This is a genomic window from Streptomyces hyaluromycini, assembly GCF_002217755.1.
GTDB classification, from domain to species: Bacteria; Actinomycetota; Actinomycetes; order Streptomycetales; family Streptomycetaceae; genus Streptomyces; species Streptomyces hyaluromycini.
The window spans coordinates 485,301-505,915 of the sequence record NZ_BCFL01000022.1 but is presented as its reverse complement, the minus strand read 5'-3'; the positions used below and the strand labels follow the sequence as shown (position 1 = coordinate 505,915).

The window sequence follows — 20,615 nt, the reverse complement described above, 5'->3', positions numbered from 1 at the left end:
CAGTCGGCCCCGTCCTGTACAAGCGACGACGATAGCGCCACATCAGTCAACTATATATACTCTTACATTGACAACTGAGCGCAGTCCCAGGGGCCTTGGCCCACGTCACGGACAGAGGCGGGATGCGGTATGCAGGTGGCGGACAACGCCGACCCGAGGATCGGCAAGGCTTTGGACCAGGCCCTCGACGCGGGCGAGAAGGGCGTGCAGATCGCGGCCCTCCTCGACGGCGAGCTCATCGTGGACGCCTGGGCCGGTGAGACCGGGACCGGGCGGCCCGTCGACGGCGACACCCTGTTCCCGGTCTTCTCGGTGACCAAGGCCGTCACCGCGTCCGTGATCCACGTCTACGCACAGCGCGGCCTCCTCGATCCGGACCGTCCGGTGGCAGACGTCTGGCCCGAGTACGCGGCGCACGGCAAGGGAGGCATCACCTTCGACCATGTGCTCAGCCACCGGTCCGGTGCGCCCGCCATCGGGGCCGACACCACGCTCGAGGAGCTGTGCGACTGGGACACCATGGCCGCCAGGGTCGCGGAGCAGTCACCGGTCGCCGAGCCCGGCACCCGGAACGCCTACAGTCCGTTCGCCTTCGGCTGGGTGCTGGGAGAAGCCGTGCGGCGCGTCGACCCGCAGCGGCGCCCCTTCCCGGACATCGTCCGCCAGGAGGTGCTGCTCCCCCTCGGCATGGACGACTTCTTCCTCGGACTGCCCGACGACCAGCGGCATCGCGTCGCGACCCTGGTGGGCGACAGCGCCCCCACCACGAGCCCTGACGGGCTGCTGGAAGAGGCGTCACCGGCACACCTGCCGTTCGGTCCCTCCATGTTCAACCTGCCCCAGGTCCAGCGGGCGGGGCTGCCCTCCGCGGGCGGCATCGCCACGGCCCGGGCCACGGTGCGGCTCTTCGACGCCTACGCCGCGGCCCGGCGGCAGGACGGAGAGCAGTTCTTCACGGCCGACACCCTGCGTCGCTGCCGCAGGCCCCGCCCGGCGGGCATCGACCACACCTACGGCTTCGGCATGCCGGTCGGGCACGGCGGCCTGTGGCACATCGCCCCCGGCGTGAGCGACGAGAGCCCTGGCGGGGCCCTGACCGAGGGAGTGCTGTCCCACACCGGCGCGGGCGGCACGATCGCCTGGACCGAGCCCGAACTGGGCCTCTCCGTGGCCGTCCTGCACAACCGCATGTTCTTCGGACCCCAGCCCGTCGCCCCCTTCGGCGCCGTGGCGGACGCTGTGCACGCCATCGCCGCGGAACGGGGCTGACGAGGGCTCCGGCGCCGGCTCCCCAGGTCCGCTGCGACCTGGGTACGCAGTGGCCTCCGGGCGTCACACCGGCTGGCGGCCCGTCACCTCGGCCGCCAGCCCGCGCATGACGTGTTCGAGCAGGGCGAGCAGCACTTCTTTCACCGACTCCTTGTCCCGGGCGTCGCACAGCACGAGTGGTACGTCGGGAGAGAGATCGAGTGCGGCACGGATGTCCTCCGGATCCTCGTCGCACCGGCCGTCGAAACAGTTGACGCCCAGGCGCGACCGCGGAGACGGCCGCACCGGCTGTGGCCACGGTCAGGCCGGCGAGCAGCACCCGGCGTTTGCCGTGCAGGTCGGCCAGCTTGCCGAGGAGCGGGCTGACGACCGCGCCGGTGAGCATGTAACAGGTGAGGAGCCAACCGCCTTGGTCGGTACGGAAGTGCCGGGTGACCGAGGGGAGCGCCGTCGACGTCATGGTGTAGCTCAGCGCGACCAGTTCCACCACCATCACCATGGCGATCGTCGACACGACGAGCCGCGGTGTCCAGCCCTGTCCGTCCTGGCTGGGCGTGTTCGCCGTGCGGGATTGGCGTAGCGTCATCGTCGCTCCCCGTGGGGTCGGCTTTTTGACGCGACGCTATGGTCGTGATCCCACCCCGACAATCGGTCCTCCCGGTGGCCGGGCGACAAGGAGCGGCTGTCACGTTCTGGGGCGGCTGGGACAGCCTGCGGCGGGTCCGGAAGCGGGAAACACCGAACGCGAGCAGCGCTCACGTGGTGGGGTCGGTCGCCGTGGCGGACCGGTCCCCTCACGGAGCACCGCTCGCGTCAGGGCTCGTCGCGTCCCGCTTCACAGGCGGGCGCGTGCTACCAGGCGACGGGCAGCTCGTAGATGCCGTAGGCCTGCGAGTCCTCCTTGAACTTCAGTTCCGACAGGTCGGCCGCCATCCGCAGCGTCGGGATCCGGCGGAACAACGTGCTGAAGACCACGTGGAGTTCGATGCGGGCCAGCTGCTGGCCGATGCACTGGTGCGGACCCCAGCTGAACGCCATGTGATGGGCGGCCTTGCGTACGAGATCGAGCTTCTCGGGCTCCGGGAACGCCTCCGGGTCCCAGTTGGCCGCCGCCAGGGACGCGATGACGCCCTCTCCCGCGCGGATGACCTCGCCGTCGATCTCGATGTCCTCGGCGACCGCACGCCGGGCGAGCAGGTGCGGGATGGTCAGATACCGCAGCAGTTCCTCGACGGCGTTGGCCACGAACTTCGGGTCGTCGCTGTGGTCCCGCAGGGCGGCGAGCTGATCGGGGTTCTCCAGGAGCAGGGCCGTGCCCAGGGTGATCATGTTCGCGCTGGTGTCGTGGCCGGCGACGAGCAGGATGTGCCCGAGCGGGGCGGCCTCCGTCATGGACAGGTCGCCCGCCTTCACCCGCTCGGCGAGGTCGGAGAGGACGTTCTCGCCGGGGTCGTCCATCTTGGCCTCGATGAGCCCGGAGATGTACGCGCGCAGCACCCTGGCGGTCTCGGCGCCCTCCTCGGGCGTCTGGAACCGTGCGTTGGTGACCCCGGCGTGGTGCTGGAAGAAGTCGTGGTCCTCGTAGGGGACACCGAGCAGCGCGCAGATCATGAGGGAGGGCAGGGGCAGCGACAGCGCCTCGTTCAGGTCCGTCGGGTTCGGGCCCGCGAGCATCTTGTCGATGAGGTCGTCGGTGATCTGCTGGATCTCCGGGCGCAGCTTCTCCATCCGGTGCCGGGTGAAGGAACTCGTCAGCATCCGGCGCCAGCGCTGGTGCTCGGGGCCGTCGGTGTTGTTGATGGAGGGCTGCATCTGGCTCGCGTGCGCCTTCATCCCCGCGGTGGTGTGCGGATACCCGGAAGCACCGATGTTCGCACTGAGCCGCGGATCGGCCAGCAGTTGCCGCGTGGCGGCGTGGGTCGTGGCCAGCCACGGGGTGGTGCCGTCCCAGGTCTCGACCCTCTGCACCGACCTGCCCGTGCCGTGCAGCGCGCGCAGACCCGGCGGCGGCGCGAACGGGCACTCCGCCGCCCGGGGCGAAGGGAACTTCGGGGTCTCCTCCGTCACGCCGGCATCGGTCACCTTCTCGGCCATGTCCGCACTCCTCTTCCTTGACCTCGTCGCCGGACGGCGCGGAACCGCACGTTCGTCACGACAGCGACGGCACTCCGATGTGCACGCAAGGAATCATACTTCGACCGGTCGGTACAATCAATGCGGTCCACGCGAGCGAAGGCCGTTGTCCTGCACCGAGAGATCGGCGATGTCCGGAACGCAGAGGCCGCGACCCCGTGCGAGGAGGCAGCGGTCTCTGCGTTCCGTGGCTCCGAAGCCGGCCTCAGCCCGTCTTCTCGCCGGCGAGATCGAGGACGGCCCGGTAGGCGAAGGCGAGGCTGCTGCCGATCGGGGTTCCGGCGCCCGGGTACACCCGTCCGGACATGGCCGCCGCCGTGTTCCCCGCGGCGTAGAGACCGGCGATGGCGCCGCCGTCGGGGCGCAGGACGCGCGCGTTCTCGTCCGTCTTGAGGCCGCCCTTGGTCCCGATGTCGGAGAGGACGATGGTCGCGGCGTAGTACGGCGCCGTGTCGAGGGGCGGCAGCAGCGGATGGGCGAGGTCCGGTGACGCCGGCGCCGGATAGTTCATCACGGGCCCGGCCGGGAAGCCCACGATGTGCAGGTACATCTGGTCCCATGGGGTCTCGCCGCGGTGGAAGCGCTCGTCCACACCGGTGGCGGAGTAGGCGTTGTACTCCTCGACGGTCTTGTTCAGAGCCTCGTACGGCACCCCGATCAGCTCCGCCAGCTCCTCCAGGGTGTCCGCCTTCTTCAGCGCGCCCGACTCCAGCCACGCCGGGTCCGGCGACTGACTGGGGTCCCCGCCGATGCTGTCGCGGTCGAGCTGACGCTGGTCGAACACCCAGTGGCAGGGGATGTGGGAGACACCGGTGGTCGAATGCAGGCGGACCAGTTCGTGGCCGGCCTGGTCGTAGGGGCGGGTCTCGTTCACGAAGCGCTCGCCCGCGCCGTTGACCCAGATACCGCCGCGGGTTCCCGTGTGGAACACCGGGAGTCCGTCCGGCTGGACGAGACCCGGTACGAACCATGCCTCGTCGAGAAGGGCGGTGGCAGCGCCCACCGCGATGCCGGCCTGAAGGGCGTCGCCGGTGTTGCCCGGGCAGCCGTTCGACCACGTACCGTCCAGCGGCACCGCGTGGTACTTCTTGCGGAGTTCCCCGTTGCGTTCGAAGCCCCCGGCGGCGAGCAGCACCCCGCGCTCGGCGCGGAAGGCGGTCCGCTCACCCCCGCTCGTCGCCGTGACACCGACGACCCTGCCGTCCTCCAACAGCAGGCTCTCCAGGCGGGTGTTGACCCGCAGCTCCCCGTTGCCGGTCTCCAGGAAGGCCGCCAGGGCCCGGCCGATGAGTGCCCGGCCGCCGGTGAACACCGCGGGACGCTCCGCCCCCCAGCGTTCGACGGGTATCGAGTCCCTTACCAGCTCAGCTCGTTCGCCCAGATCCGCTGCGGCTACGTCCGGCGGGAAGATGGTCCGCCCCGCGGGCGAGGAGCCCGGTACCCCCGCGAAGTAGTCGGGCACAGGTCCGTAGACGAACGACTGGAACCAGGAGTTCTGCTCAAGCTCGTCGATCAGCTTCCGGCCGGCGTCCAGATACGCGTCCTGCAGATGCTCCCTGGTGTCGTCCGCGACCACACCGCGCAGATAGGTCCTGGCGTCCTCGCTTCCTTCCTCGACGCCGGCCCGCAGCAGAGGTGCCGACCCCGGGTACCAGAGCCCCGCACCGGAGTAGGCGGTCGTTCCGCCGACGCGGTCCGTCTTCTCGATCACGAGCGTGCGCAGCCCTCGCGACGCCGCGACATACGCCCCGACCAGACCACCTCCGCCCGATCCCACGACGACGACGTCGTAGCTCTCCCCACTGGCCATCACTGTCCTCCTCGTCTCAGGCGCTCGCGCCCGGCACACCTGCGCCGAGGACGACGTCCTGGAGCTTCGGCGCCCGTCCCTGGCCGAGCGCCCGTAGGCCCGCCCGGCCCTGCACGCGCGGTTCTGCGGCTCGCATGCCGCGCGCGGTGGATTCCCGATCGGCCGGAGCCGGCGAGAGGGCCCGCCCTCGGCCGGGCGACCGCGTCATCAGTGTGTTGTCTGCCTCAGGCACGCAGGTGGCGCGATTCCGGTGACCGGAACGGAATGTGCGGGACGCGGTCGAGTCAGCGGTTGGTGCGGCCGAGGTCCACCGGCAGTTGGATGCCGCTGACGTGACGTGCCTCGTCCGAGGCGATCCAGGCGACGGCCGCCGCGATGTCCTCGGCCTGGCTGACGCCGTCGGGGAGGACGCCCTGGAAGAAGGCGCTCAGTTGCGGGTCGTTCTCCAGGATCGGGCGGATCCCGGGGACGAGTCTGGTGTCGACCCCGTGCGGATGCACGGAGTTCACCCGGATCCGGTGGTCCCCCAGTTCGTTCGCCAGGGTCTTGGCCAGTCCGGTGACACCGTGCTTGGCCGCCACGTAGTCGGCGAGCAGCGGCAGCCCGCGCAGTCCGGCGACCGAGCTGGTGAAGACGATCGCGCCGCCGGTCCCCTGCTCGATCATCAGCGGGACGGCGGCCTTCACGGTGTGGAAGGCTCCGGTGAGGTTGATGTCGAGCGTCGCGTTCCAGTGCTCCAGCTCGATCTCCCAGGTGCGGGCGAACGTCGTCATACCGGCGTTGGCCACCACGACGTCCAGGCGGCCGAGTTCGCGGACGCTCTCCTCCAGGGCCGCCCGTACGGCGGGGAAGTCGCGTACGTCGGCCTTGTGGGTCAGGATGCGCCGACCGAGCTTCTCGACGAGCCGGGCGGTTTCGGCGAGGTCCTCGGGAGTCGCCCCCGGGTATGTCGTGGTGGGGAGGTCCTCGCAGATGTCCAGCGCGATGATGTCCGCGCCCTCCGCGGCGAAGCGCACCGCCTCGGCCCGTCCCTGCCCACGGGCCGCCCCGGTGATGAAGACGACCTTGCCCTGGAAACGGTGCGCGTTCGGCGCGTTCGGCACGGGTGCCTCGGGAACGGTGCCGGTCATCGTGCACTCCTCTCGTCCTCGGCGGGCTCCGCAACGGTGATCTCGGGGTTCGGCTTCGGCGCGGGCGTGAGGCTCAGCTCTTCGAACTCACCCCTGTGCCGCCATTCCTCCAGCATGGTGAAGTACGCCGTCGAGGTGCCCGGGTAGTTGACGTTCTTACGGGGGCGGCCGTCGGGATCCCCCTCGTTGTTCCAGCGGCCTGGCGTGCAGTCCTTCAGGAAGCCGCCCGCGCCGAGGAGCGCGAGCCCGGAGCCCTCCGTCACCTGCCGGACGTACGCCTCCTCGCCCTGCCTGGTGACGTCCGCGATCACTCCCCGCCGCTCGAACTCGGCGACGAGGAAGGCGACATGCTGCGCGGTCTCGTCCAGGGTGTGGCAGAAGTTCACCGCGGCGGTGCCCTGCGTGTAGTTCGGCGGCAGGAGGAAGAAGTTGGGGAAGCCGCTCGACATCACGCCGTGCAGGGTCTCCGGGCCGTCCTGCCACTTTCGGGAGAGGGTGAGGCCGTCGCGGCCGGTGACGTCGAATCCCACCCGGTCGACGTAGGCGGAGTCCTGGTCGAAGCCGGTCGCCAGGATGATGCAGTCGAGCGGGTACTCGACCTCGCCGACCACGACTCCCCGCGGGGTGATCCGCCGGACGCCCTCGCCCTGGGTGTCGACGAGTTCGACGTTCGGCCGGTTGAAGGCCGGCAGGTACTCGTCGTGGAAGCAGGGACGTTTGCACTGGTAGCGGTAGTAGGGCTTGAGCGCCTCCGCGGTCGCCGGATCCCGCACCGCCTCGTCGATCCTGGCCCGGATGTGCTCCATGTGCTCCAGGTCGGTCAACTCACGCTGCTCCGCGAGCTCCTGGGGACTCGGGGCGCCGTATTCGTCGCCGCTGAGCATCGCGTGGTAGAAGACGGTCCAGCCGTCCCCCACCAGGTCCTCGGTGATCGGCTCGCCGTTGGTGACCGCGGTGAAGTTCTCCCGGCGCCGCTTCTGCCAGCCCGGCTCCAGGGAACGCGCCCACGCGTAGTCCGTCTCCCTGTTGTCCCGGACGGCGACCGTGGAGGGGGTGCGCTGGAACACGTAGAGCTGCTGGGCCGATTCGGCGAGCGGGGCCACGATCTGGACCGCGGTGGCGCCGGTGCCGATGACGCCGACCCTCTTGTCACCGAGTCCGGTGAGGGGGCTGGAGCTGTCGCCGCCGGTGTAGTCGTAGTCCCATCGCGAGGTGTGGAAGAGCTCGCCCTCGAAACTGTCGATGCCTTCGACGGCCGGCAGCTTGAGCGAGGTGAACGAGCCGTGGGCCACCACCACGTACCGCGCCTGGAACTCGTCGCCGCGATCGGTGCGCACGCTCCATCTGGCGCTCTCCTCCCGCCACTTCAGCCCCGTCACCGACGTGTGGAAGAGCGCATGGTCGTACAGCTTGAAGTGCCTGGCCAACCGCTGGGCGTGGGCGAGGATCTCGGGGCCGTACGAGTAGCGGCGCCGGGGTATGTAGTCCAGTTCCTCCAGCATCGGCAGATAGACATACGACTCGACGTCGCACATCGCGCCCGGATACCGGTTCCAGTACCAGACGCCGCCGACGTCTCCGCCCTTCTCGACGATGCGGATGCGTTCGACTCCGGCCTTGCGCAGATGTGCCGCGGCGAGCAGACCGCCGAACCCTCCTCCCACCACCATGGCGTCGACCGTGTCGTGCCGCGGCTCGCGCGGCACGACATCGGTGAAGGGGTCCGCCACCAGCTTCTCGCGTTCTGAGAGGTCCAGGATCTCCCGGCGCGAGGGATCGAGGCGCTTGTCCCGCTCGGCTCGGTACTTGGCGCGCGCCCGATCGAGATCCGTGGGCGCGGCCGAGGTGTGCGTCATCCCTGTTTCTCCGTCCTGACGCCTCCGACCAACGGGGCGATTTTAGAAGAACAGTTAAATGATGTGAAGGTATTTGACACCTGAATCAGCTAACTCAATGCTACAATTCATACGCTCAGCTGAGCAGCGCACGACACTTGCGGGAGGATCGGCGCACATGACTGAGTTCGGCATGCCCTGGCCCGGTGCGGACGTCGGCCCGGAGGCCGAGGCCGCGGGCGTCGCGGCCTTCTGCACCGGCGAGTTCGCGGACCACGACGCCTATGTCACGGTCGCCAGGATGGTCGCGTCGACCCGCAGGGCGCTCGTCGGCCCGGCGATCGCCTACGGGTTCTCGCGTACGCCGTTCGCCCACGCGACGGCGATCCGTGACCTGTGGAAGCAGGCACCCGGACGCGTCTTCGCGGGCCTGGGCTCGGGGGCGTTCGCCATCAACCGCGACTGGTGCGGTGTGGCCGCGGACCGCCCGGTGGCGCGGATGACCGAGCTGGTGACGGCCGTACGAACGTGGCTGCACGCCGAGAACGGTCAACGCATCGGCTTCGACGGCGAGTTCTACCGGATCGACGCGCGGGTGAAGGCGCCGGTGCTGGGCCGGATCGATGTGCCGATCCTGCTGGCCGGGTTCCAGCGCGGGATGGCGACCGCCGTCGGCCGCACGGCCGACGGGATCATCGGCCACGGGCTCTTCACGGACGACTGGTGGGACGGCGTCGTCCGTCCGGCCGTCGAGACCGGCGCGCGCGAGAGCGGACGCGACCGGCGGCCGCTGGAGCACGGCTGGCTGCTGACCGCGATCGACGACGCCGATCCCGAGCGTGCCGTCACCGACATACGCCGGATGATCGCCTTCTACCTGACCGTACGCACCTACGACGCGTTCGCCGCACACCACGGCTGGACCTCCCAGGTCGAGAAGATCAGGGAGGCGTTCGCCGACGGGCGGTTCGACGACATGGCGCGGGCCGTGACGGACGACATGGTCGACGCCATCGCGCTCTGCGGAAGCACCGCCGACGCGGCGGCCGCCCTCCGCCGACGCCGGGCGTCGATCGCCCGTGACGTCGCCTACTTCGCGCCGCCGTCGTTCATGGTCGGCGAGCGCCGCCGGCAGGCCTACGCACGGTCGAGTCTGGCGCTGATGGACACACTCGACGCCGCCGAAGCGTCCTGAGAGGGATGCCCCACAAACACCCGGCACGCTCACCCCATGAGAGAGGAGACCTGCCATGCCGCAAGCCCAGGACGTCGTCAACGAAGTGCTCGAACTGCTGGAACCGATGGTCGCTCCCGACGGCGGTTCCATCCGGCTCGCGGAGTTCGCTCCCGAGCAGTCCCGTCTGACGGTCGACTACTCCCGAGGCCACAACGACGCCTGCGCCACGTGCGTGCTCGACGGCGAGTCGCTCAAGGCGTTCATCGAGGAGGGGCTCCAGACCCGCGGCATCGAACTGGCCGAGGTCACCGTGCGCGAACCGGACCCGGCCGGCTGAGGCCGCTCCCTCAGCCGGCCACACGGCGGAGCGGCGGCGAGTCCCGGGACTCGCCGCCGCTCCGCGTTCGCGCGTCCGCCGCTACCAGCCGACGAGCCGGTCCAGTACCAGCGAAGTGGTGGAGAAGTAGTCGCCGTAGCCGCCGCGGAAGAACAGCAGCGGTGTCTTGGCCGACTCGGCGCGCAGGGCGTGGACCCGCCCCACGGCCAGACAGTGGTCGCCGATCTCGACGACCTCCGCGAGTTCGCAGTCGATCCAGGCGACCACCCCGTCGAGCACGGGGTTTCCCAACGGCGAGGGCCGCCAGGGGACGCCGTCGAAGCGGTCGGCGCCCCTGGTCGCCATCGTCCGGCACAGGACCTCCTGGTCGGCCGCCAGTGCGTTGACGCAGTAGCGGCCGGCCGCCCGGATCTTGGGAAAGGTCCCGGAGGAGCGGTCTGCCAGGAAAGCCACCAGGGGTGGATCGAGGGAGACCGACGTGAACGATCCGACGATCATCCCCTCGGGCCGCCCTCCGGGCACCCCCGCCGTGATGGCCACCACGCTCGTGGGGAAGTTCCCCAGCACCTGGCGGAAGTGGGCCTTGTCGTGCCGGGAGTCCGGCAGACCGGGGGAAGAGGTGTTTGTCCCGCTCTCACTCTGCATGTGTTCTCTCCTCCTCGCCCACGGCACCGGAGCTCAGATCAGCACCCGCAGCTGCGGAGGCAGTTCGAGACCCATCTGGGCCAGGGAGTTGGCGTGGTAGGCCGCACCCGGCACATGGATCATGTGGGCCAGGCCGACATGCGCGTCCCGCCAGTAGCGCTGCAACGGGTTGTCACGCCGGATGACGTTGCCGCCGGACCTGGCGAAGATCTCGTCGAGGGCCGACACCGCCCGCCAGGCGCAGCGCACCTGGTTGCGCCGGACCCTGGAGCGCTCCTCGACGGACACCGGCTCTCCGGCCGCGACCTGCTCGTACACCTGGCTGATCCCGTCGATCAGCTGCACACGGGAGGCGGCGATCTCCGCGGCGGCCTCGCCCGCCGAGTGGAGCACGTACGGGTCGTCGCGCACCTGCACACCGGTCACCGCGACCCGGTCGCGCTGCTGGGCCAGGTGGACGTCGAGGGCTCCCTCGCAGATGCCGATGACGGCCGAGGTGATCCCGAGCGGGAACATCGAGGTGAACGGCAGCCGGTAGAGGGCTTCGGTGACGCCGTTGCCCGCCGCCGCCTCCCCGGCCGACACCTCGTCCTGGTTGACGGTCCGGTAGGCGGGGATGAACGCGCCGTCGACGACGACGTCCTTGCTGCCGGTGCCGGACAGTCCGATGACGTCCCAGGTGTCGTCGACGATCTCGTACGACGACCTGGGCAGGATCACGTGCAGGACGCTCGGCGGCGAGGCCGGCCGGCCCTTGCCGTCCCCGACGAGCGCGCCGAGGAACACCCAGTCGCAGTGGTCGGTCCCCGACGAGAAGGGCCAGCGCCCGGAGAGGACGTAGCCGCCGTCCACCGGCTCGGCGATCCCGTTCGGCATGTAGGGGGAGGCGATCCAGGTCTCCTGGTTCTCGCCCCAGATCTCCTGGGCGACCCGCGGGTCCATCTGGGCGACTTCCCAGGGATGGACTCCCACGACCCCGCACACCCAGCCGGCGGCACCGTCGTGCCGGGCCACGGCCATCACGGCTTCGGCGAAGTCGCGGGGGTGGGCCGCGTAGCCGCCGAACTTGGCCGGCTGGAGCAGGCGCAGCACACCGGCGGAGCGCAGGAGACTCACGGTCTCGTCGCTCAGCTTGCCCAACTTCTCGTTCCCGACGGCCAGTTCCGCCAGCTTGGGACCGTACTGCTCTACTCTCTCGACGACTTCATGCGCCATGCCCCGCACCTTCCGCTTCCGATGTCTTCCGGGTGAGGAACTCCAGCACCACTCGTTCGAACTCGGTCTTGCGCTCCACCTGCACCCAGTGCCCGCAGCGGGCGAAGGTGTGCAGTTCGACCTCCGGCAGCCACCGGGTGGCGAAGTGCGCCTGGTCGTAGGGGAGCATGCGGTCGTCGCGCCCCCACAGCAGCAGGGTCGGAGTGGTGAAGGACGCCGCCTTGGTCCACAGGGGCGTGTACTTCTGCCGCAGGGCGGGATGGAACATCGACCCGATGATCTTCCGGGTCTTGTCGATGACGCCCTCCTCCAGGGCGTTGTGCATACGCTCGTCGATGAGTTCGTCGGTGATCCTGCCGTGGTCGCTGACCATGGTCCTGACCCAGGCGATCATGCGCTCCCGGGTGGGGTCGTCCAGGAACTCGAAGAGCCGTACGAAACCCTCGCTCGGCTCGGCGGCGAACAGCCCCACGGAGAGTCCGCCCGATCCCATGAGAGCCAGTCGGCGAACCCGTTCGGGATACAGGGCGGCGAGCTCCGCCGCGACCGCGCCGCCCATGGAATTGCCGACGAACACCGCGGACTCGATGCCCAGTTCGTCCATGAGGCCGGCGATCCGGCGCGCGGCGGCCACCGGGTAGACCTCGGTGAGTTCCGGCAGGCCGCTGCCGCCGAACCCCGGGAGGTCGGGTGCGATCGTGCGGAAGTGCTCGGCGAAGACGGGCAGGTTGTGGCGGAAGTTCGACCAGGCGCTGACACCGGGGCCCGACCCGTGCAGCAGGAACAGCGGCTCGCCCTCACCCGCCTCGTGGCAGGCGATGGTGAGTCCGTCCACGTCGTGGGTGACCCTGGTCGACTCGAAGGTGAGTGCGGTCATCGTCCGGCACCCCTCGCTTCTGCTCGTACTGCGGCTCGGGACGTTTCCATTCCAATGCCTCCCAGTCCGGGGCGAAGGAGAGACGACCCGGAGGACAGCTCGATGTGGTGGTCCGACCCGGGGTCTTGGACACCGACCGGGTCGGGGAGGCCCGCGTAGGGGACCTCAGGACTTCTGGGTCTGGAGTGTCAGTGCGATGTCGATGAGCATGTCCTCCTGCCCACCGACGAGTTGGCGGCGCCCCGCCTCGACGAGGATCTCCCGGGTGTCGACCCCGTACAGCCGCGCCGCGTTCTCGGCATGGCGCAGGAAACTGCCGTACACGCCGGCGTAGCCGATGGTGAGGGTCTCCCGGTCCACCCGGACGGGACGGTCCTGGAGCGGTCGTACGAGATCGTCGGCGGCGTCCTCCAGGGTGAACAGGTCGCAACCGGTCTTCCAGCCCTTGAGGTTGGCGACCGCCACGAACGGCTCGATGGGGTTGTTGCCCGCGGCCGCGCCCTGTCCGGCCAGCGAGGCGTCGACGCGGTAGGCGCCCTCCTCCACGGCGGCGAGGGAGTTGGCGACGCCGAGGGAGAGGTTCTCGTGGGCGTGGATGCCGATCTGGGTGTCGTCGTCGAGGACCTCGCGGTAGGCCCTGACCCGGTCGCGGACGTCCTCCGAGGTGAGTCGGCCCGCGGAGTCGGTGATGTAGACGCAGTGCGCGCCGTAGGACTCCATCAGCTTCGCCTGCCGGGCCAGTTCGGCCGCCGGGAGCATGTGGCTCATCATCAGGAACCCGGAGACGTCCATGCCGAGTTCGCGGGCCTCGGCGATGTGCTGTGCCGCCACGTCCGCCTCGGTGCAGTGGGTGGCGACCCGCACCGAACGCACGCCGAGGTCGAAGGCCTTGCGGAGTTCGGTGATGGTGCCGACGCCGGGCAGCAGCAGGGTCGTGATGATCGCCCGGGGGGCGTTGGCGACGGCGGCCTCGATCCACTCCCAGTCGGTGTGGCTGCCGGGCCCGTAGTTGAGGCTGGCGCCGGCCAGGCCGTCGCCGTGGCTGACCTCGATGGCCGCCACTCCGGCCCGGTCGAGGGCGGCGACGATCCGGCCGACCTGCTCGGGCTCGATGCGGTGCCGGATGGCGTGCATGCCGTCGCGCAGGGTCACGTCCTGGACGTAGATCTCGGTCATCGGGCCACCAGCTCCGCCTGCTCGACGATCCGCTCGGCGACGCGCAACGCGGCGGACGTCATGATGTCGAGGTTGCCCGCGTAGGCGGGCAGGTAGTGCGCGGCTCCCTCGACCTCCAGGAACACCGACACCTTGGTGTCGACCGGGCCGGCCGCCTGGGGCAGCAGGGTCGCGGCCTCGGCCCGCTCGATCGGGGTGAACTGCACGTCCTGCACCAGGCGGTAGCCCGGCACATAGGTGGCGACCTCGGCCACCATCGCCTCGACGGACCGGCGGATCTCGTCGTGGTCGGCCTGGCCGACCAGGCAGAACACCGTGTCCCGCATGATCAGCGGCGGTTCGGCCGGATTGAGGATGATGATCGCCTTGCCGCGGCGGGCGCCGCCCACCGTCTCGATGGCGTGCGCGGTGGTCTCGGTGAACTCGTCGATGTTGGCCCGGGTGCCCGGACCCGCGGAGCGCGAGGCGACGGACGCGACGATCTCCGCGTACGGCACCTCGGTCACCCGGGACACGGCGGCCACGATCGGGATGGTGGCCTGACCGCCGCACGTCACCATGTTGATGTTCGGGGCGTCGAGGTGTTCGCCGAGGTTGACCGGAGGGATCACGAAGGGGCCGAGCGCCGCCGGTGTCAGGTCCACCAGCCGCCGTCCGGACCCCTCCAGTGCCCGCGCGTTGGCGACATGGGCGGCGGCGCTGGTCGCGTCGAGCACGATCCGGACCCGCTCGAACTCCGGCATGCGGAGCAGGCCCTCGACCCCCTCCGCCGTCGTCGCCACACCGAGGCGGGCGGCGCGGGCGAGTCCGTCCGACTCGGGGTCGATACCCACCATGGCGAGCGCCTCAAGGTTCTTCGAGGTGCGTTTGATCTTGATCAGCAGGTCGGTTCCGATGTTGCCCGACCCGATGATCGCGACTCCCACCCTGTCCGTCATCACTCTCCCTTTTCCTCCGAGAAGCGGGCGGTGATGGTGCCGAGCGGCTCGATCGTCACCTCGAAGACGTCCCCGGGAAGCACCGGGACCATCGGCCCGAGCGCCCCGGAGAGCACCAGGTCCCCCGCGCGCAGCGGCGAACCGAACTCGATCGCGGTCGCGGCGAGCCAGCCGAGTGCGTTGAGCGGGTCCCCGAGACAGTCGCGCCCGGTGCCGCTGGAGACGGTCTCGCCGTCGCGCCGCATCGTCATGACCGCGTCCACCGGCTCGAAGGCGTCCAGCGACCGTCCTTCGCCCCCCAGCACGAAGACCCCGGACGAGGCGTTGTCGGCCACGGTGTCCGTGATGCCGATCTGCCAGTCGGCGATACGGCTGTCGACGATCTCCACGGCGGGGTAGGCCGCTTCCACGGCCTCCCGCAGCACGGACAGGTCCTGGGCGTCGGTGAGATCGCGGCGCAGCAGGAACGCGACCTCGGCCTCGGCCTTGGGCTGCAACAGCCTGCCGTAGGGCACCACGTCGCCGTCGGCGTAGCGCATGTCGGCGAAGAGGACACCGAAGTCGGGCCGGTCGACGCCCACCTGCGACTGCACCGCCGCGGAGGTCAGTCCGATCTTCCGCCCGATCAGCCGGGCGCCGGCGGCCAGCCTGCGTTCGGTGACGGTCTGCTGCACCCGGTAGGCGGTCGCGATGTCGGTCCCGCCGATGAGGTCGGTGACCGGCCCGCAGGCCCGTCCGGTGGCACTCGCCTGCTCCAGCCGGGTGGCCGCCGCGAGCACGGCTTCCGTCCCGGCCGTCATGAGGGTCCTCCGCGGGCGGCGGTCCACCGGCACCGCGGTGTGCGGGGCCGGCGGATCGCGGCCGGGTCCGACGCCGGGGCCGGGTCCGACGCCGGGGCCGGTCGTCGCGGGTTCGCGGTCATCACCGCTTCGTCCATCACGCACTCATCGTCCGGCGTCGGCCACGCCTGCGGACGCCATGTGCCCGCTGAGCGGGACAGAAGTGATCAGCGGGCGCGGGCGCGGCCGTGGCGTGGAGGTGGCGGTCAGACGGCGGGAGATCTCGGCGGCGATCCACTTCACATGGAACTTCAGCTCGTCGACACGGATGCGCTCCTGCGGGCCGCACACCGAGATGCCGGCAACCGCCTGGTTCATGACGAGAACGGGTGCGGCGACGCAGGACACCCCGGAGACGGACTCGCCGGTCTCCGTGGCGTATCCGGTGCTGCGGATCCGGGCGAGGACGGCTTCCAGGGCCCGGGGCGTGGTGATGCTGGCCTCCGTACGGCGGCCCAGATCGCTCCAGAGGTACTCGTCCACCACCTCCTTGGGCGAGTGGGCGAGGATCGCCTTGCCCACCGCGGTGCAGTGGGCCGGGAAACGGCCCCCGATCCTGGACGGCAGGGTGCTGGCGAAGTTCCCGCCGACCCTGTCCAGGTAGACGACGTCCCGCCGGTCGAGTACCGCCAGGTGCACCACGTGTCCCGTGGCCGCGCACAGTTCCTGCAACAGGGGCCTGGCGGCCTCGTTCATCCGGGTGCGGTGCACGACCAGGCTGCCGATCTCGAACATCCGCAGTCCCAGCCGGTATTCGTTGTCGTACCTGCTCAGCAGGCGGGCGTTGACCAGCTGCTGGAGAATCCGGTGCACGGAGGAGCGCGGGAGACCGCTGCGTGCGCTGATCTGCCCCAGGTTGAGCGGTCCCGTGGACCGCTCGAAGACACCCAGGATCATGACGACCCTGTCGACCATGCTGGACGGGGATTCGGACACGGTGACCTCCTGAGCATCCCTGGACGGCGCCCTGGTCGGCACGGGGCGTCGTCCAACGGGTCCCTCATGGGGAAAGACTTCATCGGCTCTGCATCGTCAGATCACTTCGGATCACAACGGACTCCCGGCGGAGCCCGCTCTTGGTCAAAGCGGCTCGTCCCGGCCGGTCGGCCGGGCCTTGGTCAGACAGGTAACTCCCGGTAGGGGCCGGCGAGATGACCGCCGTCGGCGGTGAACTGGGACCCGGTGCAGTACGACGCCTCGTCCGAGGCGAGGAAGAGGGCCATGGCCGCGACCTCCTCGGACCGGCCCATCCGGGCCAGGGGCTGCCGCCCCACGGTGCGGGCCAGCCGCGCCGACCGGGCCTCGCCGATCGAGCGGACCAGAGGTGTGTCGATGACCCCCGGGTGCAGGGAGTTGACCCTGATCCCGAGGGGGCCCAGATCGATCGCCATCGACCGGGTGAGCCCGGTCAGCGCGTGCTTCGACGCGACATAGCTCGCCATCGAGCCGATGCCGGTCAGCCCGTCGATCGAGGACACGTTGATAACGGAGGCGCCGCGGCCCTTCCGCAGCAGGGGCAGCAGGGCGCGGATGCCGTAGAAGGCGCCGTGGACGTTGACGTCGAAGAGCCGGAGGTGGTCCTCGACGTCGAGTTCGTCCACCCGGCCCAGCCGTGCGGGTGCGATCCCCGCGTTGTTGACCAGCACGTCCAGCCGCCCGAACCGCTCGCGCACGGTGTCGGCGGCGGCGCTCCAGTCCGCGACGGAGGTCACGTCGAGGTGGAGGTAGCAGCCCGCCACCGAACGTGCGGTCGCCGCACCGCGATCGTCCAGTACGTCACTGACGATGACCTCGGCGCCCTCCCGCGCGAACAGAGCAGCCTCGCAGGCGCCTTGGCCGCGCGCGGATCCGGTGATCAGTGCCACCTTGCCCTGCAGTCTTCCTGTCATGATCGCCCCTCAGGCCATGGACGCGCCGCCGTTGACGCGGATCACGTGTCCGGTGACGCAGCGGCTCGCGTCCGACGCCAGATAGAGCACGGCGTACGCGGAGTCGACGGCTTCGGCCACCGTTCCCAGCGGAGCGGCCGCGGCCATCCTGCTGGCGAGTTGGTCGAACCCGCTCTGCTGGAACTCGCCCGCGTCGTCCACGTGCCGCTGCCGGGTGATGCCGGTGTCCGTCCAGCCGGGTGCGACGCCGTTGACCCGGATGCCCCGGGGTCCCAGTTCGACGGCGAAGGTCCGGGTCAGCGCCTCGCCGCCCTTCTTGGCGGCGGCGTAGGAGCCGGTGCCGGCGGTGGCGAAGTCGATGATCGTGGAGAGGGTGTTGACGATGCTCGACCCCGGCCGCATCACCCGCGCCGCGGCCTGGCTGCCGTAGAGAACGCTCTTGAGGTCGACCGACAGGATGCGGTCGAACTCGTCCGGCGGGACCTCCACGAGCGGACGGCGGATCATGATGCCCGCGTTGTTGACGAGGACGTCCAGCCGTCCGAGTCCGGAGACGGTCTCGTCGACCAGCGCGCCCATGGCGGCCGGATCCGACACGTCGGCCCGGCGGGCCATGGCCTCCCCGCCTTCCTCCTTGATGCCGGCCACGGTCTCCTCGGCGCCCGCCAGGTCCAGATCGGCGACGACGACCCGGGCGCCGGCCGCGGCGAGGACACCCGCGCTCGCCCGCCCGATGCCGCTCCCGGCGCCGGTGACCACGGCCACCTTTCCGGTCAGCCGGAACACGTTCGACGGGTCCATCTCACTCCTCCCCGCCGTTGTGCGGCGGTGCTGCGCTGGTGCGGTCACTAGGGCGGCGGGCGCTTTTCGGACGGCTCGTCATGTCGCCCCCGCCCTCGCGGGTACGACGTCCCGTCCGAGCCCGGCGGCGACGTGCGGGACGACGCCCTCGGCGAGGCTGCGGTGCCCCGTGTCCCCTGGATGGATGCCGTCCACGAGGTGTTCGGGCGCTACGAGGTCCAGTCCCGGCACGAGCGTCACACGGCCGTCCCCGCCCACCTCGGCGAACCGGCGCACCGCTTCCTCCAGGGCCCCACGGAGATCGGCGAGGCTCGCGCCGAACCGGTTGGGTACGTGCTCGGCGTCCGGGCGGACGATCGGGCTCACCACCACGACCGGGGCCTCGGGAAGGCCTTCGCGTACGGCGGTGAGGTAGAGCCGCATGGTCTCCGCGATCTGGGCGGTGCTGGTCGGCAGGGACGAGTAGGCGTTGGTTCCCCAGGCCAGGGTCACGGCCTCCGCCCCGGAGGCGGCGAGCACGTCGGCGGTCAGGAGTTCGCCGCGCGCCGCCCCCGCGAAACCGAGGTTGACCAGGTCGAGTCCGAGGGTGTCGGCGACCTGCGAGGGCCATGCCAGGCCGGGCTCCGTGACCGACCAGCCCTGCGTGATGGAGTCGCCGTAGACCACCCAGAGAGGGCCCCGCGCAGCGGGTTCCGGGCTCTGGTCGCCCGCCAGGCCGACCACCGTCACCTCCGTCGACTCGGGCAGGTACACCCGCACGACGCGGTCCCGGTCCCGGTCCGGCAACCGCACACGTACTGTTCCGTCCCGGGAGGGCAGGGGGACCAGGCGGGAGGGGCTCCCCGGCACCCGTACGACGAATCCGTCGGGGACGGTGGGGGCCGGCACGGTGGTCCGCTCCCCCACCTCCACCGTCAGCTCGACCGTCGACACCGGTCCGGTGAAGGCGAGGTGGACCCCGGCCGGCACGCGGGCGGCCCGCACGGTGTCGGCCGTCAGCTTCGCGCACCCCGCGAGCGGCAGTCGCGAGCCGCCGTCGGCCCACGACAGTCCCGGCAGCACACCACGGAGAAAGCGTTCCGGCTGCACCTGGATCATTCGGGGTTCACCTCTCCATCGGGCGGCGGACGCGGATCCGTGCGGCACGGTCGCGGTGTCCCGCTCCCTCAAGTCCGGACTTCGGCCCGGGCGTTGAACACTTCTCCCTTATTCATCTAACTTCTTTAACGGATATGGCTATATTAACGAGGTGGCTCCGTCGGGCGTCAAGGAACGTGTCAGCACCTTCTGCGGCGTCTTGCGGACCGGCCCCTCGGCAGAGAGGGAGGCACGATGGGCATCACCGAACTCACGCCCGACTACCGCGGCCTGATCGATCTCAAGGGCAGGCATGTCCTCGTACTCGGCGGGGGGCTGGGCATCGGCCGGCAGACCTGTCTGGCCGCGGCGCACGTCGGTGCCAGGGTGTCCGTGGTCGACAGGGACCCCGAGCGCGCCGCCGCGGTAGCCGAGGAGGTCGACGGCCTGGCCCTCACCGGCGACGCCACCGACCGCGCGGATGTGGAGCGGCTGGTCGCCGGGGCCGTCGCGCGCTTCGGTCCGCTGCACGGGCTGGCGGACATCGTCGGCATCTCCGACAACGGCCCGCTGGGCGAGGTGACCGACGAACTCTGGCAGCGCGGGCTCGATCTGAACCTCCGTCATGTCTTCCTCGCCCTACAGGTCGGCGCGAGGGCCATGACGGAAGGCGGCTCCATGGTGTTCGTCGGTTCCGTCTCAGGTCTGCGGTCCGCCCCCCGTCACGCCGTGTACGGCGCGGCGAAGGCGGGCCTCGTCAACCTGGTCAGTACGGCGTCCCTCGAACTCGGACCGGACATCCGGGTGAACGTCGTCGCCCCCGGCCAGACGGCGACCCCTCGCGTGGCCGAGCGGCACCCCGAGCCCGACTACTACGACAGGGCCGCCGGACAGGTGCCGTTGGGGCGGGTGGGCAGGACGAGCGACATCGCGTCGGCCATCCTGTTCTTCCTGACGGACCTCTCGGCCTGGATCACGGGTCAGACCCTGGTGGTCGACGGCGGCGCGGGCCGGAAGTTCGCCTACCACCTCTGACACGTCCACGGGCGGGCCGGTGTGGACCCGGGCCGACCCGGATGGGCCGGTGTGGACCCCGGAACCCCGGGGCCGCACCGGCCCGCCGCTCTCGCACGTCACAGGTACTCGGCGATGGCCTTCTCGATCATCGTGCGGGGCTTGGCTCCCACCAGCGTCGTCACGAGCTCCCCGGCGGAGAACAGCAGGAGCGCGGGGATCGAGGAGACACCGTGCCGCTGGGCCGCCCGGGGGCTCTCGTCCAGGTTGACCTTCACGATGTCGAGGGCCCCTTCGTGCGCCTCGGCCATCGCGTCGAGAATGGGCCCCATCGCCCGGCACGGGCCGCACCACGGAGCCCAGAAGTCCACCAGCACCGGTCGCCCGGTCCCCTGGACGGCCTCGTCGAAGTCGTCGTCGGTGACCGCGCGGACGACTGCTGCCATGAGCGTG

Annotated in this window: 20 protein-coding genes and 1 pseudogene; 4 read left to right on the top strand and 17 right to left on the bottom strand. The window is 70.5% G+C overall.

Going from position 1 to position 20,615, the window contains the following annotated elements:
• Nucleotides 1–129 precede the first annotated feature (129 nt).
• Entirely contained in the window at nucleotides 130–1,269 is a 1,140-nt protein-coding gene (locus SSP29_RS29080; RefSeq protein WP_089103758.1) for a serine hydrolase domain-containing protein, read from the top strand.
• Between the two features lie 63 nt (nucleotides 1,270–1,332).
• Here SSP29_RS29080 and SSP29_RS29075 read toward each other — a convergent pair whose 3' ends face one another.
• The 6 genes and pseudogenes from SSP29_RS29075 to SSP29_RS29050 form a co-directional block, all read right to left on the bottom strand.
• Nucleotides 1,333–1,554: a hypothetical protein gene (locus tag SSP29_RS29075; RefSeq protein WP_150135110.1), complete on the bottom strand. Its 222-nt coding sequence runs from the start codon at nucleotides 1,552–1,554 to the stop codon at nucleotides 1,333–1,335.
• A gap of 49 nt (nucleotides 1,555–1,603) precedes the next feature.
• Nucleotides 1,604–1,729: pseudogene (locus SSP29_RS61290) on the bottom strand (hypothetical protein); the annotation flags it as partial.
• A gap of 392 nt (nucleotides 1,730–2,121) precedes the next feature.
• The gene (locus SSP29_RS29065) at nucleotides 2,122–3,363 is read right to left on the bottom strand and encodes a cytochrome P450 (protein ID WP_150135109.1); all 1,242 of its coding nucleotides are present in this window, start codon (nucleotides 3,361–3,363) and stop codon (nucleotides 2,122–2,124) included.
• Nucleotides 3,364–3,607: 244 nt separating this feature from the next.
• The gene (locus SSP29_RS29060; RefSeq protein WP_089103757.1) at nucleotides 3,608–5,212 is read right to left on the bottom strand and encodes an FAD-dependent oxidoreductase; all 1,605 of its coding nucleotides are present in this window, start codon (nucleotides 5,210–5,212) and stop codon (nucleotides 3,608–3,610) included.
• 284 nt (nucleotides 5,213–5,496) lie between these two features.
• Nucleotides 5,497–6,342 (bottom strand): mycofactocin-coupled SDR family oxidoreductase, encoded by an 846-nt coding sequence (locus SSP29_RS29055; RefSeq protein ID WP_089103756.1) that lies wholly within the window; start codon nucleotides 6,340–6,342, stop codon nucleotides 5,497–5,499.
• The gene (locus SSP29_RS29050) at nucleotides 6,339–8,198 is read right to left on the bottom strand and encodes a flavin-containing monooxygenase (RefSeq protein ID WP_089103755.1); all 1,860 of its coding nucleotides are present in this window, start codon (nucleotides 8,196–8,198) and stop codon (nucleotides 6,339–6,341) included. Before SSP29_RS29050 ends, SSP29_RS29055 begins: the two co-directional genes overlap by 4 nt.
• A gap of 157 nt (nucleotides 8,199–8,355) precedes the next feature.
• On the opposite strand from SSP29_RS29050, the gene SSP29_RS29045 reads away from it, so the two are divergent.
• Complete coding sequence (locus SSP29_RS29045; RefSeq protein ID WP_218036923.1) at nucleotides 8,356–9,372, top strand: LLM class flavin-dependent oxidoreductase; 1,017 nt, start codon at nucleotides 8,356–8,358, stop codon at nucleotides 9,370–9,372.
• Between the two features lie 55 nt (nucleotides 9,373–9,427).
• Nucleotides 9,428–9,691, top strand: a complete 264-nt coding sequence (locus SSP29_RS29040; RefSeq protein ID WP_089103754.1) for a NifU family protein — start codon at nucleotides 9,428–9,430, stop codon at nucleotides 9,689–9,691.
• A gap of 81 nt (nucleotides 9,692–9,772) precedes the next feature.
• Here SSP29_RS29040 and SSP29_RS29035 read toward each other — a convergent pair whose 3' ends face one another.
• The 10 genes from SSP29_RS29035 to SSP29_RS28990 all read right to left on the bottom strand — a co-directional run bounded on the left by SSP29_RS29035 (nucleotide 9,773) and on the right by SSP29_RS28990 (nucleotide 19,169).
• Nucleotides 9,773–10,336, bottom strand: coding sequence for a flavin reductase family protein (locus tag SSP29_RS29035; RefSeq protein WP_089103753.1), 564 nt, complete (start codon nucleotides 10,334–10,336; stop codon nucleotides 9,773–9,775).
• 33 nt (nucleotides 10,337–10,369) lie between these two features.
• A complete protein-coding gene (locus SSP29_RS29030; RefSeq protein WP_089103752.1) occupies nucleotides 10,370–11,551 on the bottom strand; it encodes an acyl-CoA dehydrogenase family protein in 1,182 nt (393 codons plus the stop codon).
• Nucleotides 11,541–12,428, bottom strand: coding sequence for an alpha/beta fold hydrolase (locus tag SSP29_RS29025; protein WP_089103751.1), 888 nt, complete (start codon nucleotides 12,426–12,428; stop codon nucleotides 11,541–11,543). The genes SSP29_RS29030 and SSP29_RS29025 overlap by 11 nt, the downstream gene beginning before the upstream one ends.
• A gap of 165 nt (nucleotides 12,429–12,593) precedes the next feature.
• Nucleotides 12,594–13,604 (bottom strand): 4-hydroxy-2-oxovalerate aldolase, encoded by a 1,011-nt coding sequence (gene dmpG, locus SSP29_RS29020; RefSeq protein ID WP_089103750.1) that lies wholly within the window; start codon nucleotides 13,602–13,604, stop codon nucleotides 12,594–12,596.
• Nucleotides 13,601–14,542, bottom strand: a complete 942-nt coding sequence (locus tag SSP29_RS29015) for an acetaldehyde dehydrogenase (acetylating) (RefSeq protein WP_089103749.1) — start codon at nucleotides 14,540–14,542, stop codon at nucleotides 13,601–13,603. The genes dmpG and SSP29_RS29015 overlap by 4 nt, the downstream gene beginning before the upstream one ends.
• The gene (locus tag SSP29_RS29010) at nucleotides 14,542–15,342 is read right to left on the bottom strand and encodes a 2-keto-4-pentenoate hydratase (RefSeq protein WP_089103748.1); all 801 of its coding nucleotides are present in this window, start codon (nucleotides 15,340–15,342) and stop codon (nucleotides 14,542–14,544) included. The genes SSP29_RS29015 and SSP29_RS29010 overlap by 1 nt, the downstream gene beginning before the upstream one ends.
• A 144-nt stretch (nucleotides 15,343–15,486) precedes the next feature.
• Nucleotides 15,487–16,317 (bottom strand): IclR family transcriptional regulator, encoded by an 831-nt coding sequence (locus SSP29_RS29005; protein WP_089103747.1) that lies wholly within the window; start codon nucleotides 16,315–16,317, stop codon nucleotides 15,487–15,489.
• A 182-nt stretch (nucleotides 16,318–16,499) separates the two neighbouring features.
• On the bottom strand, nucleotides 16,500–17,270 hold the full coding sequence (locus SSP29_RS29000) for an SDR family NAD(P)-dependent oxidoreductase (protein WP_150135107.1): 771 nt from the start codon (nucleotides 17,268–17,270) through the stop codon (nucleotides 16,500–16,502).
• A 9-nt stretch (nucleotides 17,271–17,279) separates the two neighbouring features.
• A complete protein-coding gene (locus tag SSP29_RS28995) occupies nucleotides 17,280–18,071 on the bottom strand; it encodes an SDR family NAD(P)-dependent oxidoreductase (protein WP_089103746.1) in 792 nt (263 codons plus the stop codon).
• 78 nt (nucleotides 18,072–18,149) lie between these two features.
• Nucleotides 18,150–19,169 carry a GDSL-type esterase/lipase family protein gene (locus SSP29_RS28990; protein ID WP_089103745.1) on the bottom strand — a complete coding sequence of 340 codons (1,020 nt, stop codon included), beginning with the start codon at nucleotides 19,167–19,169 and terminating at the stop codon, nucleotides 18,150–18,152.
• 234 nt (nucleotides 19,170–19,403) lie between these two features.
• Between SSP29_RS28990 and SSP29_RS28985 the strand changes: the two genes are divergently transcribed.
• On the top strand, nucleotides 19,404–20,183 hold the full coding sequence (locus SSP29_RS28985) for an SDR family NAD(P)-dependent oxidoreductase (protein WP_089103744.1): 780 nt from the start codon (nucleotides 19,404–19,406) through the stop codon (nucleotides 20,181–20,183).
• A 98-nt stretch (nucleotides 20,184–20,281) separates the two neighbouring features.
• Here SSP29_RS28985 and trxA read toward each other — a convergent pair whose 3' ends face one another.
• A complete protein-coding gene (trxA, locus tag SSP29_RS28980) occupies nucleotides 20,282–20,608 on the bottom strand; it encodes a thioredoxin (RefSeq protein WP_089103743.1) in 327 nt (108 codons plus the stop codon).
• Between the last annotated feature and the right edge of the window lie 7 nt (nucleotides 20,609–20,615).

Bases quoted from the DNA above. Each gene is read 5' to 3' on its own strand.
- SSP29_RS29080 (WP_089103758.1), top strand. From the start codon at position 130: ATGCAGGTGGCGGACAACGCCGACCCGAGGATCGGCAAGGCTTTGGAC.
- SSP29_RS29065 (WP_150135109.1), bottom strand. From the start codon at position 3,363: ATGGCCGAGAAGGTGACCGATGCCGGCGTGACGGAGGAGACCCCGAAG.
- SSP29_RS29060 (WP_089103757.1), bottom strand. From the start codon at position 5,212: ATGGCCAGTGGGGAGAGCTACGACGTCGTCGTCGTGGGATCGGGCGGA.
- SSP29_RS29055 (WP_089103756.1), bottom strand. From the start codon at position 6,342: ATGACCGGCACCGTTCCCGAGGCACCCGTGCCGAACGCGCCGAACGCG.
- SSP29_RS29050 (WP_089103755.1), bottom strand. From the start codon at position 8,198: ATGACGCACACCTCGGCCGCGCCCACGGATCTCGATCGGGCGCGCGCC.
- SSP29_RS29045 (WP_218036923.1), top strand. From the start codon at position 8,356: ATGACTGAGTTCGGCATGCCCTGGCCCGGTGCGGACGTCGGCCCGGAG.
- SSP29_RS29040 (WP_089103754.1), top strand. From the start codon at position 9,428: ATGCCGCAAGCCCAGGACGTCGTCAACGAAGTGCTCGAACTGCTGGAA.
- SSP29_RS29035 (WP_089103753.1), bottom strand. From the start codon at position 10,336: ATGCAGAGTGAGAGCGGGACAAACACCTCTTCCCCCGGTCTGCCGGAC.
- SSP29_RS29030 (WP_089103752.1), bottom strand. From the start codon at position 11,551: ATGGCGCATGAAGTCGTCGAGAGAGTAGAGCAGTACGGTCCCAAGCTG.
- SSP29_RS29025 (WP_089103751.1), bottom strand. From the start codon at position 12,428: ATGACCGCACTCACCTTCGAGTCGACCAGGGTCACCCACGACGTGGAC.
- dmpG (WP_089103750.1), bottom strand. From the start codon at position 13,604: ATGACCGAGATCTACGTCCAGGACGTGACCCTGCGCGACGGCATGCAC.
- SSP29_RS29015 (WP_089103749.1), bottom strand. From the start codon at position 14,542: ATGACGGACAGGGTGGGAGTCGCGATCATCGGGTCGGGCAACATCGGA.
- SSP29_RS29010 (WP_089103748.1), bottom strand. From the start codon at position 15,342: ATGACGGCCGGGACGGAAGCCGTGCTCGCGGCGGCCACCCGGCTGGAG.
- SSP29_RS29000 (WP_150135107.1), bottom strand. From the start codon at position 17,270: ATGACAGGAAGACTGCAGGGCAAGGTGGCACTGATCACCGGATCCGCG.
- SSP29_RS28995 (WP_089103746.1), bottom strand. From the start codon at position 18,071: ATGGACCCGTCGAACGTGTTCCGGCTGACCGGAAAGGTGGCCGTGGTC.
- SSP29_RS28990 (WP_089103745.1), bottom strand. From the start codon at position 19,169: ATGATCCAGGTGCAGCCGGAACGCTTTCTCCGTGGTGTGCTGCCGGGA.
- SSP29_RS28985 (WP_089103744.1), top strand. From the start codon at position 19,404: ATGGGCATCACCGAACTCACGCCCGACTACCGCGGCCTGATCGATCTC.
- trxA (WP_089103743.1), bottom strand. From the start codon at position 20,608: ATGGCAGCAGTCGTCCGCGCGGTCACCGACGACGACTTCGACGAGGCC.